Genomic DNA, 13,712 nt, shown 5'->3' on the forward strand with positions numbered 1-13,712 from the left:
ATAATACGCGCGTTTTTTATGCTTAATTTCCTTAATTAATTTAACCCGGTGAAATAGTCTATGTCGATGTTGATGAAAACCTTTCGCGGTGCGCCAGCACTTTCTGATTTTAGAGTAAACAAGCTATTAAATCAGTGTGCTGAGCTGCAACTGCCCGTCACGGATATCTATGCTGAATTTAGCCACTTTGCTCATATTTCAGCAGCACTAAACGTTGAAGAGTCTCAGGTTTTACAGCAACTGCTTAAGTATGGTCCGACAATTGAAGAACATGAGCCTGTTGGGCAATTTATTTTAGTAACCCCACGACCTGGTACTATTTCTCCTTGGTCATCAAAATCTACCGACATTGCCAACAACTGTGGTTTAACTAAGGTTATTCGCCTTGAACGTGGTTTAGCTTATTATGTCAGTACCGAAAATGCAGTGCCATTGACGACAGAGCAACAATCGACATTGAATAATTTAATTCATGATCGCATGATGGAAGCCATTTTCACTGATCTCAATGACGCTACCGCACTTTTTGCTAGTGCAGAGCCAGGTGAACTTACCAGCATTGATATTGAACACGGCGGTAAAAACGCTTTAGTTCGAGCCAATAGTGAACTCGGCCTTGCCTTAGCCGATGACGAAGTTAATTATTTATTCGAAAATTTTACTAAACTTGGCCGTAATCCCCACGATATAGAACTGTACATGTTTGCCCAAGCAAATTCAGAACATTGTCGTCATAAAATATTTAACGCCGATTGGACTATTGACGGTGTAAAACAGCCGAAATCATTATTTAAGATGATCCGCAACACCCATGAACTCAATCCTGATTTTGTCTTAAGTGCCTACAAAGATAACGCCGCGGTTATGGTGGGCAATAAAGGCGGTCGTTTCTTTCCAAACCCAGACACTAATATTTATGGTTATCACCATGAAGACATTCAAATATTAATGAAGGTTGAAACGCATAACCACCCTACCGCTATTTCTCCTTATCCAGGTGCAGCAACTGGCTCAGGTGGTGAAATTCGTGACGAAGGCGCAACCGGTATCGGCTCAAAACCCAAAGCAGGTTTAGTGGGGTTTTCAGTTTCAAACTTACGTATCCCCGGTTTTGAACAACCTTGGGAAACCGACTTTGGCAAACCCAATCGTATCGTTTCAGCCTTAGATATAATGACCGAAGGCCCATTAGGTGGCGCGGCATTTAACAACGAATTTGGTCGCCCCGCTATTTTAGGATACTTTCGTACCTATGAAGAGCAAGTGAATTCATTCAATGGCAGTGAAGTGCGTGGTTACCACAAACCTATTATGCTGGCCGGTGGCTTAGGTAATATTCGTGATGAACACGTACAAAAACGCGAAATTATTGTCGGTGCTAACTTAATTGCCCTTGGCGGCCCCGCAATGAACATTGGTTTAGGTGGCGGTGCGGCTTCTTCAATGGCATCAGGTCAATCCGCTGAAAGTTTAGATTTTGCTTCTGTGCAACGTGAGAATCCTGAGATGGAACGTCGTTGCCAAGAAGTTATTGATAAGTGTTGGCAGCTAGGAGAGGAAAATCCTATTGCTTTTATTCATGATGTGGGCGCGGGTGGTTTATCTAATGCTTTCCCTGAGTTAGTCGCTGATGGCGGTCGTGGCGGTGTTTTTGAACTGCGTAACGTCCCTAATGATGAACGTAGCATGGCGCCACATGAAATCTGGTGTAACGAATCTCAAGAACGTTATGTTATTGCCGTATCAGACAAAAATTTAGCGACTTTTGAACAAATATGCCATCGTGAACGTGCGCCGTTTTCTGTCGTTGGTCGTGCGACCGAAGAGCTACATTTAACTGTGACTGATGCCCACTTTGCCGGTAATGATAAACTCGATACACCGATTGATTTACCGCTTGAAGTGTTATTAGGCAAAACCCCTAAAATATTCAAGGACGTGGAAACAGCAAAGGCCGCTGGCGATAATTTCTCTGTTGCTGACATCACCTTAGCTGATGCGGCAGAACGTATTTTATCACTCCCCACGGTTGCAGAAAAAACCTTCCTCATTACCATAGGCGATCGTTCAGTAACTGGCATGGTTAATCGCGACCAAATGGTTGGCCCATGGCAAGTACCCGTAGCTGATTGTGGTGTTACCGCTTCAGCACTTGACTCTTACCACGGCGAAGCTATGTCATTAGGTGAGCGTACCCCAGTAGCGTTATTAAACTTTGGCGCTTCAGCGCGTTTAGCGGTTGCTGAGTCGTTAACTAATATTGCCGGTACTGATATCGGCGATTTAAATCGCATTAAGCTTTCAGCTAACTGGATGTCGCCAGCAGGCCATCCGGGTGAAGATGCGGGTTTATATGAAGCAGTTAAAGCCATTGGTGAAGAGCTTTGTCCAGCGCTTGGCTTAACTATCCCCGTGGGTAAAGACTCAATGTCGATGAAAACCCAATGGGATGAAAACGGTGAGCAAAAATCTGTTACTTCGCCAATGTCATTAATTATCACCGCTTTTGGTGTTGTTGAAGATATTCGTAAAACGGTAACGCCGGAACTACGTATAGATTTAGGCGAGACGCAACTTATTGCCATTGATTTATCAAAAGGTAAACAGCGTTTAGGGGGTTCATGTTTAGCTCAGGTTTATAAACAGTTAGGCAATGAAACGCCTGATGTTGATAGCCCTGAAACCTTAAAAGCTTTCTTCAATGCCATGCAAACATTAGTACGTGATGAGAAACTGATCGCTTACCATGATATTTCTGATGGCGGCTTATTCACCACAGTGGTTGAAATGGCTTTTGCTGGCCATACCGGTGTTGATATCGACTTATCTCAGTTAACATCCATATCAGGCAACGACGTTGATGTATTATTTAATGAGGAGCTTGGCGCAGTAATTCAAATTCTTGCTAGCGATGCTGATGCTATTCAGGCTGTTTTTGCTGAGTACGGTATTGCCGATTGTTGTACTGATATTGGCCGTATCAATAACGAAGATACACTCCGCTTCAGCCGTGATGGCGAAGTGGTGTTAGAAAACTCTCGTACTTATTACCGTACTACGTGGGCACAAACCACCTATAAAATGCAGTCACTACGTGATAACCCAGAATGTGCACAGCAAGAACACTTTGTTAAATTTGATACCGAAGACCCAGGCCTAAGCGCTGACTTAAGCTTTGATATCAATGAAGATATTGTTGCACATTTAATTGCAAAAGATGCACAACAGGGTACCAATCCGCGTATAGCCATTTTACGTGAACAAGGCGTTAACTCTCATGTAGAAATGGCAGCGGCCTTTGATCGTGCAGGTTTTATTGCGATTGATGTGCATATGTCAGACATTTTATCTGGTCGTACTGATTTAGCTGACTTTAATGGTTTAGTGGCTTGTGGTGGTTTCTCTTACGGTGATGTATTAGGCGCTGGTGAAGGTTGGGCAAAATCAATCTTGTTCAACAAAGATGCCAAAGCCATGTTCAAAACATTCTTTGAACGTGAAAATACTTTCTCATTAGGTGTGTGTAACGGCTGTCAAATGTTGTCAAACCTGAAAGAAATTATTCCAGGTGCAGCCGCATGGCCTCGCTTTGTACAAAACCAATCAGAGCGCTTTGAAGCGCGCTTTAGTTTAGTTGAAATACAACCAACGCCATCTATCTTCTTTGATGGTATGGCTGGCTCTCGCATGCCTATCGCCGTATCGCACGGTGAAGGTCGAGCAGAATTTAGTTCTGATGATGCTATTGATAGCGCAAATGCATCTGGCACAGTTGCTATGCGTTATGTTGATAACTATGGCCAGATCACTGAAACTTATCCGGCAAACCCTAACGGTTCGCCAGACGGTATTACGGCATTAACCACCACCGATGGTCGCGTAACGATTATGATGCCGCACCCTGAACGCGTGTTTCGCACCGTAGCTAACTCATGGCACCCTGACGAATGGCAAGAAGATTCGCCTTGGGTACGTATATTCCGCAACGCGCGTAGGTTTATTGCTTAGGTCGCCAATCTGAGATAAAAAAGTCTCAGCATAAAAAAAGCGCCTTGATGGCGCTTTTTTTTTATGCCTCCTAACTTTTTTATGCCTCCTAATAAGTACTATTGTGCATTACACCTATTAGCTTTTAAAATGAGGGCATCGCAAGTTAAGCCATCAACAACATACTCGCAAGCGTGGCCTTTAAGTGAATCGATTAAACCATGATGCTCACCAGCCCCAAGGGTAACAATATTGGCATGATGCTTTTTAGCTGCATGTGGAATAACGTACTCAGGTAATCCCGGTTCAACGTGTATTTGCTCTGGTGGTAAACCATAGCGCAATGCTGAATATTGTAAATGACGCCAATGCTGTTGTAATGGCTCTTCAACCCCTTCGGCAAATAGTTGGTCAGCCAGTGAAATGCTTGGCTGTTCTTGATAACAGTTGAGCAAATGTACTTCACTATTTAATAGTCTAGCCAAGTACTGACTTTCATCTATCATAAAATGGTTTAGTTGTTGGTGTTTTTCAGTTGACTCTTCTGTTTCTAGCGCCGCTAGAATCTTACCTCTGTCTGGCCATTGTGTTTCACCAACGAGTAAGAGGTTTGTCTCACCTTCGCGCAATAAATAATAATTATCAGACCAAGATAAACCCCACTGAAAATGTGCTGAATGAATGTCTTTAATCAGTAAATCATAAGCATGTTCAGTAATTTCAGCGAGTATAGCTTGGTGAGAAAACGGCGCTACACAATATTTTATATCCATGTTAAGTCTTGATGCTTGATAGCCATTTAGCATGGCTAAATCTGCTGTTTTTTGTTGATAAATCAACTCAAGATGCTGCGCTATTTCCTTATCTTGATTATTGGCAATAATAGTTAAACTTGCCTTGGCACGTTGCGCAAGCGTCAGCGCTTTGTGCAGTAATGTTTGATTTAGGCCAATATCTTCAGTAATCACTAAAATATTCTTAAAGTTTTTCATTTTAAAACCTTATTTATCCCTAAGGAGTTAATGAATAATTTTAGTCCATTTAAATTTCTGCGTTGATAATTATACTGTCTAGCACAAGTGGTTTTTTATTTATTTCACTACGCTTGCGAGCATTAAAAAATAAAACCTCATAAGCTATTGAAATAAAGTATTTAAACCTCGCACTTAAAAAACGGTCTGAGTTTATAAACTTCACTTCTTTCATATATTATTTTTGAATATAAATTAACTTATATATTCCTATTTAGTTAATTATACTTATGAATGAATAATTAACTTTGTATATAAGAAAATCAGCCATTGAAAAAAGTCACATCGATAAAGCCGCTCTATCTAGAGAAAGCACTAATGGCAACATACATCTGGTTGCGCATAACCTTAAGCTATTGCGTTGTGGGTGCAGTTATCACCACACTCTTGTCTGCCTATATTCAAACGGTGAGTTTACCCACCATTAGCTTAATTATGACCCTATTCCTTTTCATTGGCGTGTATAACGCTGAAGTTACCCGTCGTTATATTGGGCTCAATAGCTATTTGATTAAGTTATCTCATCAAAAACACCACGATCTTTAAATCACTACCCTCCCCCTCATATATCCAGCGACTCCTCGCTCATTTAAAATATATTATGCTGACATAAGCTTGCCTTTTGATGAGTTTTATCGATAAGCTATAAAAAAATTTGATAAGAGAAGTTAGTTTATGAAGGCCCATAACTCATCGCCTTTAAGTGATTATATTGAATACACCCCTGACGAAATGTTACAGCGCTCAGCTGAATTTTATGAAAATATTAAACGTCGCCACAGTATTCGCAGCTTTAGTGATCGCTTGGTGGCAAAACAGATCATTGAAAACTGTATAAAAGCAGCAGGAACAGCGCCAAGTGGCGCTAATCATCAGCCATGGCATTTTGTTGCAATCAACAATATTGACGTTAAAAAACAAATACGCCAGCAAGCTGAGATCCACGAAAGTAATTTCTATCAGGGCCGAGCAAGTGCGGAATGGTTAGACGCGTTAAAGCCTTTAGGTACAGATGCTAAAAAGCCTTACCTAGAACATGCCCCATGGTTAATTGCGGTTTTCAGTGAGAAAAAAGGCGGGGTTGCTACAGAAGATAAAAACACCAATTATTATGTACATGAGTCGGTGGGTATCGCCACCGGTTTTTTAATTAATGCCTTACACTCAAGCGGCCTAGTCACCTTAACCCATACCCCAAAACCCATGTCATTTTTAAGTAAAATTTGTGGTCGTGATGATAATAGCCGGCCTTATATGCTGCTTATTGTTGGTTATCCAAGTGAAGACGCGACCATTCCAGATCACGCAACAACAAAAAAAGCGCTTGAAGATATAGCAACATTTTTATAGCAAATAAAACATAACGAGCTAGGTCAAACCTACGAGCTAAAAAAAATCACTTAACTCGTTATATGACAAAATCTAAAGCGATATTGGTGCAACCTTTAGCACAAAATAAACCTGTGGTTTTTTTGTCTTCAGGCAAAGTAACTCTGATAAATGTTCCACATTGCTTACATGCCATGTCTCGTCCCGCTAGCACTTTTTTTATCAAGGCTTTTTGATCATTAAATGATTTAGCGCTGACACTTTTTAGACGATCAAACTGTTGTTCATCCATAAAAAACTCTCAACCTTTAGGTTTTGCTAGCATCAACACAATACCAGCCGTCATATTGGCCAGAAAAGGGTGTCGCGCTAGTCATTAATAGCTCTTGATAAGCGGCTATATTTTCATAACTCGCTGACATAAAAGGATAAGCGGTAATTTCCCAAGGAAGGTTGTCATCGCCTTCGTAAGGACAAAAAGATAATTTCTGATTATTTTCTAACAGTAACTGACCAAATTTTAAGGCTTGGTCTTGGCTTGAGAAAATGGTGGAAAATTCAAACTCGCGTTCAATAGTTAAATCATCACCGCTATTTAACATCTCCCATAGTGCATTACCGACATTATCAAGTGGAAATAATTTTTCGTTACGTTGCATAGCTTGTGCTCATATTAGTTTTACCGTTGCGGGTATTTTATCTTTCTCTGAAGTTAAAAACCAAGGGCAATTGCACTTAATTAAACATATTTATAGTCAATATTTCCTTACAGGAATAATAAGTTGCTTTTAGGCATGCCAATTATCGGAAAAAATTTGTTAAACTAAGCATTAATTATTAATTGAGTAGATTTATTTTGAAAAAATTTGAATGCCATATCAATATTGATCGCGCGATAAATATCGTTGAAGCGCTGCAAATTCAATGTGACTTAAGCGTCGGTGAAATAAAAAAAGCGATTGATAAAGGTGCATTATGGCATAGCCGCGGTAAAACAACACAACGCTGCCGACGCCTGAAAAAAAAATTACATATCGACGATAAACTGCATTTTTATTATGACGTAGATGTTTTATCTCAAACACCAACACCGGCAATATTAATCGCCGACTTAAGTGATTACAGTGTTTGGTATAAACCTTACGGCATGTTGTCTCAGGGCTCAAAGTGGAGTGACCATTGCACCGTAACGCGCTGGGCACAAAAAAACTTGTTTCCTGAACGGCCAGTTTTCCCCGTACATCGTCTTGACCGTGCCGCCACTGGCTTAATTTTAGTTGCTCACAGTAAAGGTGCCGCACGGGCATTAAGCATGATATTTGAGCAAAACCAAGTAGAAAAAACTTATCATATTATTGTTCATGGCGATCACCAGCAGCGCCCGCAACCTGAGACTATTGACTTAGCTATTGATAATAAAAGCGCTTGCAGTCATTTTCTTTGCCTTGAACATCACCAAGCAAGCAATTTGTCTTTACTGCAAGTTAACATTGAGTCTGGCCGCAAGCATCAAATACGCATTCACGCTGCTAGTATCGGCTTGCCCGTGGTTGGCGACCGACTGCATGGCAAGGCAGCAGAGCTAAATCAACTTAACGAAGCTGATGAGCCAGTAGATTTACAACTTTGCGCCATACAGCTCAAATTTATCTGTCCAATAAACCATACTGAACAGCACTTTTCTCTGCCGATAGCACTTCACCCGCAATTAGCAAAATTGCTCGATTAACAGCAAGTCCAAGTAAATTTAGCTGACTTTTAACTTACTTTTAACTTACTTTTAGATTAGTTATAGCCTTAGAAACAAAAACAGCGAGCATAAGCTCACTGTTTTGTTTCATTTTGAGGACCTTGTTAGGTTATAAACTTAACGCTTTAGGTGTTTGGCTTTTTAACAACAATATTGAAAATCATCATCTGCCATTAACATCAGTTTATCACCAACAAGTTCATCTTTAGCAATATTGGCAAGTACAGCTAGACCTTGTTCACGCTGTACTTTCGTTAATGCTTTATAAGGCATTCTGAAAATAGGCGCTACAGCACCTGTCATCATGAGTGCGGTATTAATAGCAATGGGGTTCGGTTCACAAAAAAGCCATTGCATTAACGGTTGCATACTTTGCTGTAAACTGTCGTTTGGCGCGTCGATTAATTGTCTCATTAAGTTAGGAACAATATTCGAAGTTACTGAAATAACACCATGAGAGCCATACTGATGACGCCCAGCGGCACTTTCATCATCATTACCTGACCAGCAAGCAATGCCTCGCTCTTCATAATAAGCAATGCGCTCATTACCAGTACATTCTTTAACACCGATAAAGTTTTTATGTTTTGATAATGGCTCAATTAACGCGGGCGTTAAATCCTGACCTGTACGGCTTGGCACGTTGTAAATAAAAGCAGGGCCAATATCAAGCAGTTTTTCAAAATGCGCTATGACACCTTCAGATGAGCTGCGCCCATAATAGGGATTAATTTGCAGTGTTGCATCCATACCGGCAGCAAAACCATATTGTGTCGCTTTAATAGCTTCTCGAGTGTTGTTACTACCTGTATTACCGATAATAAGTAAATCTTTACCATGTTTGTGAACACTATGAGCAATAAGGATTAAATGTTCTTCCCAAGTAAGCAAGTGTCCTTCACCCGTAGTACCGCCGACAACAATGCCATCAACACCGGCTTTAATTTGTTTAGCGACCAATTGATCATAAGTATTAAAATCTATTTCGCCTTTGACATTAAATGGTGTTTTGATTGCCGTGATTAAACTGGCTGCTTTAAATTGCTTCATCCGAACTCTCAAAAAAATGATAAATGGAAACTAATAACAAGAAGACAATGCTTTTGCCCTTGCATTAGTTTAACTAATTTTAACTTAAGGCAATATTATCAATAACTCGGCGTAGGATAAACACTTCATTACTTAAGATGTGTTGATATTCAAAAATTTGGCTATTTAATGTCAGTACGCGATAAGCATGATAATTATCATCATGCTCTAAGTCCGCCGCATAATGTTCATCATTGACGAATTCACTCTTACTAATGGTAAAGTGAATATCGCCGACTAAACCCCAATCACCTGATTCTACCGATTGCTCTGAAACCGTGCCATGGTCGTCATGCTGCATAAAAGTAAATTCATAGCGGCCATCAGCTGAAATTTCTGCAAACTCGGTAAACATGTAACCTTCGTCATCTCGTTCGCTGCGATACCATTTACCAAACAAAAGTGTGCGATGGTACGACTGTATTTTTTGGGTCATTTTATAAAAAGTCTTATTAATTTATGGCGATATAGCCAAACCACTTCAAGCTGAAGGCTTGGGTATTGGACTAAAAATTGGCTAGTGTTTCAAAAATTTTGCTCGTATTTCAACAATTTTTGCTCGTATTTCAACAATAGTGTATTTCTGCTTTATTTTAGTACGGCTTGACTATTTTCACTTAAGCATTGCTACCATCAAGATTACCATATAATACAGGCTTTAGCCTCTATGTTAGTCAGAGTGACAATCACAGATGAAATAACCACAAGGTAAAAAAACACACTTAATAACCCCTGTATTTTTGTTTTTTGCTATTAATCACTCATTTTGCTTTATATCTATAATGACAATACGGCAATCAGCTAAATTTACAGCGCAATCAAGCCACTTTTTCGCTAACATGAAAGCCATATTACAATTGAATTTTGGCGCTATATGACTACTCAGGTGAATATACTGTTAACCGGTAACGAATTGATGAATGGCGATGTTATTGATACAAATTCAGTAATGTTTGCACAACAGCTCGATGACATTGGCTTAACTATCAATAAAAAAGTAACCATTGCTGATGATCTAGCACTTTTATGTACAGAAATAGTTCAACTTAGTCAAACAGCAGATGTATTGCTCATTAATGGTGGCCTTGGCCCAACGATTGATGATCTTACATCACAAGCACTAGCACAAGCTTGCTGTGTTGATTTACATCTTGATCCACAAGCACATTCACACTTAAAAAAATGGGCCAAGCGTAGGAACACTCAACTCAATCAACCTAATTTAAAACAAGCTTACTTACCCTTAGGCAGTGAAATTGTTGATAATGCCACTGGCAGCGCTGTCGGTATTCGTATTCAATTAGGCCAGTGTCTGATTATTTGTACCCCAGGGGTGCCAAGTGAATTAAGCCACATGCTAAAAGATGAAATAATTCCTAGCTTGCAGCAATTATTTCCAATAACAAACAAACAAAATCTCATCCGTTTGCAGACTTTTGGTATGGGTGAGTCAACATTACAGGCACTGATCAATGACAAGTTCCCCGACTGGCCTAATGAAATAGCGATTGGTTTTCGTGCAGCGATGCCATTGCTGGAAGTGAAATTAAGCGTTCAATGCCCAAAAGGTAAAGAGCTATTAGCGCAATGGCAGCACAAGCTGAGTAACTTGTTAGGTAGTCATATACTCAAAACAGGTAAAAGTAACCATGTAACAATCGCTGACTACCTTGTCCCCTTACTCGTTAAATCACAACAAAAAATCACCCTTGCAGAATCTTGTACTGGCGGGTTAATTGCCAGTCAAATAACCGCTATAGCTGGCGCTTCAGCAGTTTTTGAAGCCGGCTTTGTCACCTACTCCAATAAGATGAAAAGTGAAATGCTTGATGTGCCGGCGGCAACTTTAGTTAGCCACGGCGCGGTTAGCAAGGCAACAGTGTTAGCCATGGCCAAAGGAGCTTTGGCTAAGTCTAATGCTGATTATGTCATCGCTGTTTCTGGCATAGCAGGGCCAGGTGGTGCTACAGAAGATAAACCTGTCGGCTCGGTCTGGATAGCTTGGGGTAACAAACAAGCGTTACAGGCGAAGTATTATTGTATCCCTGTCGCTAGGCAACATTTTCAGCAGGTGGTTGCTGCTCGCAGTTTAGACTTAATCCGAAGGATGTTAATAAAAAGTTAACATTCAACATACTACGACCGTATAAGTTAATCTTAAAGCAAATTGAGGTAAACGGGCGGTTTTATATTGCTTAGTGATTCAAATCTTTATATATTTAGAGCAATTAAATTTTAATCTTATTGAAAGCTGATCTTGATATAAAAGTAATACATTTCAACATTAGCTGCAAAATTTGCTTTGACCACAAGTTAAAGTGACAAGTCACTCATTATCATAGGGAGAGTACTTTGAACGATAAAAACTTTAGAGTCAGTGGCCGTAACACTATTATTCATAAAAACAGAAAAATCGATCTACTTTTGGTTAACGGTGATCATCCAGTGATAATAGTAAACCATACTGGTATTGGTTTATATAAAGGTGTTTTACCAGAAAAACGCATTGATGCAAAAAGAGCCCATCAAGAACTTATTGATTTGTGTAAACCTGACGTGTTTGGCCAAGAAAAAACTTTAGTGTTTATTGAGGCATTAGACAATAAAGAATATAAATTAGATTATTCAAAAATAAACACTGAAAATTTTATTAAAGTTCATCAAGAAAATTATATTTAGGGAATAATAAATTTTTATAAAATAATGGAGTGATAGGCTTGTGAGCAAGGTAAGTTCATCAAGAGAATTATATTCAGGGAATAATATTCAGGGAATAATAAATTTTATAAAATAATGGAGTGATAGGCTTGTGAGCAAGGTAATTTTAGTAAAAAACGATGTCAATAACATCGACCTAGTGTTATCTCCTATAAAAACGAAGCACCCCCTAACGGAAGCTGATATACATGAGCTAATTAATACCTCTCAATACAGTCATTTATATGTTGTTGAGGCTAATATTAAAAATGCCATCGCTGAACTGAAAAGTGTTTTAAAACCGTTACAAGAAAATCATACTGGCCGTGAAATAAAATACCAAATACTTGAGCGGCGTGATGCTACCTTTTTAATTGAAGTTGCTGACGACAAGATGTCAGCTGCAGCAGAAATTACAACCGCGCTTGGTGGCCAACACATGAGCGCGAAAGCAATACTTGATGCTGCTCAAGCCGCTAAGGTTTATAAAGGTTTTAATAAAGAACAGTTAATAACACTTGCCAAACAGGCAACTGAAGCGCCAGCTGGTTCGGTGGTAAAGAGTGAAATAGCGCACGGAAAATTACCGACAGAGGGTAAAAATTCCTATATAAAATTCTTAGTAGAGAGTGCACAAGATAGAATATTAAAACCAAAAAAACGTGATGATGGTAGTGTAGATATGCGCGATCTTGGCGATATTATCTGTGTAAAAACAGGCGATCCTCTCGCTAAAAAAATTCCACTGACTAATGGTATTCCAGGCTATACCGTCACCGGCGATATATTAGACTCTACACCTGGTTCAGATATTGAAATATTGGTTGGTGAAGGAACTGCTTTAAGCCAAAAAAACAACAGCATTTTAGTTTCTACCTTGGTTGGCCTACCTCGTATCATTGAAAACGGTATGGAAGTTGACAGTGTTTACTATCTTAAAAATGTTGATATCGGTACTGGCCATGTTAAATTTAAAGGTAGTGTCATTATAGATGGTGACATTGGTGAGGGCATGAAAGTAGTGGCTACAGGTGACATTTCAATTGGCGGTTTTGTTGAATCTGCTACGCTAGATGCTGGTGGAGATATAACTATTGCCAAAGGTATTATTGGTAAAAAACAAGAAGTTGAATCAGTCGATATTTCTAAAATCAACTTAAGTGCTCATATTAAAGCCCATGGTAAGGTTTTTGCCAAATATTGCCAATACGCCGATATCACCTGTGACTCATTACGAATTGAAAATCAAATAATGCATAGCATAGTAAAGGTGAATAAAACGGTGTGGGTTGGTCGTGAAGAAAAAGCCAACGGTAAGCTTATTGCTGGCTATATTAGTGCAGGCCAGTCGGTGCATGCAGGTACAATAGGTGCAACATCCGGCAGTATGACCACTATAACTTTTGCCGATAGAATGCACGACTGTTTAGCTAAAATTATAGAAATTGATCAATCTGTAAAAGCTGAGTCGGATACCCTTTTAGGGCTAAAAGATACAGTGATTCAACTAAAAAAACGTCCCAATAATAAAGTAAAACCAGAAATAATTACAAAAGTTATCTCCACTTACCGCTATCATACGCAAAAAATGGCTGAGTTTAGCGCTGAAAAAGAGTCATATAAAGATAAACTGCAACAATATATGACCAGTGGCTCTGTTGAAGCAAGCGAAAAAGTGTATCATGGTGTACAAGTTATCATTGGTGAATATCATGATAAAACTCGCCGTGAATATGGTCCCAGTCGTTTCATTTACAAAGACCAAAAGGTTCATATAGAGCCACTTGTTTCAGTGTAATCATATCCGCTAAAAATCCGATATAATATGG

Annotated in this window: 12 protein-coding genes; 7 read left to right on the forward strand and 5 right to left on the reverse strand. The window is 39.5% G+C overall.

The annotated features are described in order from the left end of the window. Nucleotides 1–72: 72 nt before the first annotated feature. Nucleotides 73–4,008: a phosphoribosylformylglycinamidine synthase gene (gene purL, locus H4J59_RS03415; protein WP_182236824.1), complete on the forward strand. Its 3,936-nt coding sequence runs from the start codon at nt 73–75 to the stop codon at nt 4,006–4,008. A gap of 98 nt (nt 4,009–4,106) precedes the next feature. Here purL and H4J59_RS03420 read toward each other — a convergent pair whose 3' ends face one another. Continuing rightward, the gene (locus H4J59_RS03420; RefSeq protein WP_182236825.1) at nt 4,107–4,979 is read right to left on the reverse strand and encodes a universal stress protein; all 873 of its coding nucleotides are present in this window, start codon (nt 4,977–4,979) and stop codon (nt 4,107–4,109) included. Between the two features lie 357 nt (nt 4,980–5,336). On the opposite strand from H4J59_RS03420, the gene H4J59_RS03425 reads away from it, so the two are divergent. Continuing rightward, nucleotides 5,337–5,564, forward strand: coding sequence for a hypothetical protein (locus H4J59_RS03425; protein WP_182236827.1), 228 nt, complete (start codon nt 5,337–5,339; stop codon nt 5,562–5,564). Between the two features lie 129 nt (nt 5,565–5,693). Next, nucleotides 5,694–6,368 carry a nitroreductase family protein gene (locus H4J59_RS03430; RefSeq protein ID WP_182236829.1) on the forward strand — a complete coding sequence of 225 codons (675 nt, stop codon included), beginning with the start codon at nt 5,694–5,696 and terminating at the stop codon, nt 6,366–6,368. 58 nt (nt 6,369–6,426) lie between these two features. Here H4J59_RS03430 and H4J59_RS03435 read toward each other — a convergent pair whose 3' ends face one another. Further along, complete coding sequence (locus H4J59_RS03435; protein ID WP_182138053.1) at nt 6,427–6,639, reverse strand: hypothetical protein; 213 nt, start codon at nt 6,637–6,639, stop codon at nt 6,427–6,429. 16 nt (nt 6,640–6,655) lie between these two features. Then, nucleotides 6,656–7,006, reverse strand: coding sequence for a ribonuclease E inhibitor RraB (locus tag H4J59_RS03440; protein ID WP_182138052.1), 351 nt, complete (start codon nt 7,004–7,006; stop codon nt 6,656–6,658). A gap of 197 nt (nt 7,007–7,203) precedes the next feature. Between H4J59_RS03440 and H4J59_RS03445 the strand changes: the two genes are divergently transcribed. Further along, nucleotides 7,204–8,076 carry an RluA family pseudouridine synthase gene (locus H4J59_RS03445; protein WP_182236831.1) on the forward strand — a complete coding sequence of 291 codons (873 nt, stop codon included), beginning with the start codon at nt 7,204–7,206 and terminating at the stop codon, nt 8,074–8,076. 162 nt (nt 8,077–8,238) lie between these two features. Here H4J59_RS03445 and dapA read toward each other — a convergent pair whose 3' ends face one another. Next, the gene (gene dapA / locus H4J59_RS03450) at nt 8,239–9,147 is read right to left on the reverse strand and encodes a 4-hydroxy-tetrahydrodipicolinate synthase (protein WP_404851999.1); all 909 of its coding nucleotides are present in this window, start codon (nt 9,145–9,147) and stop codon (nt 8,239–8,241) included. Nucleotides 9,148–9,226: 79 nt separating this feature from the next. After that, nucleotides 9,227–9,622 carry a hypothetical protein gene (locus tag H4J59_RS03455; protein WP_182190318.1) on the reverse strand — a complete coding sequence of 132 codons (396 nt, stop codon included), beginning with the start codon at nt 9,620–9,622 and terminating at the stop codon, nt 9,227–9,229. Between the two features lie 438 nt (nt 9,623–10,060). On the opposite strand from H4J59_RS03455, the gene H4J59_RS03460 reads away from it, so the two are divergent. The 3 genes from H4J59_RS03460 (at nt 10,061) to H4J59_RS03470 (ending at nt 13,681) form a co-directional block, all read left to right on the forward strand. Beyond that, nucleotides 10,061–11,311, forward strand: a complete 1,251-nt coding sequence (locus H4J59_RS03460; protein ID WP_182236835.1) for a CinA family nicotinamide mononucleotide deamidase-related protein — start codon at nt 10,061–10,063, stop codon at nt 11,309–11,311. Nucleotides 11,312–11,538: 227 nt separating this feature from the next. Then, entirely contained in the window at nt 11,539–11,865 is a 327-nt protein-coding gene (locus H4J59_RS03465; protein ID WP_182236837.1) for a hypothetical protein, read from the forward strand. A 130-nt stretch (nt 11,866–11,995) separates the two neighbouring features. Continuing rightward, a complete protein-coding gene (locus tag H4J59_RS03470; protein ID WP_182236839.1) occupies nt 11,996–13,681 on the forward strand; it encodes a DUF342 domain-containing protein in 1,686 nt (561 codons plus the stop codon). The last annotated feature ends 31 nt before the right edge of the window (nt 13,682–13,712 follow it).

The organism is Colwellia sp. MB02u-10, from assembly GCF_014077185.1.
In the GTDB taxonomy this organism is placed as follows: Bacteria; Pseudomonadota; Gammaproteobacteria; order Enterobacterales; family Alteromonadaceae; genus Cognaticolwellia.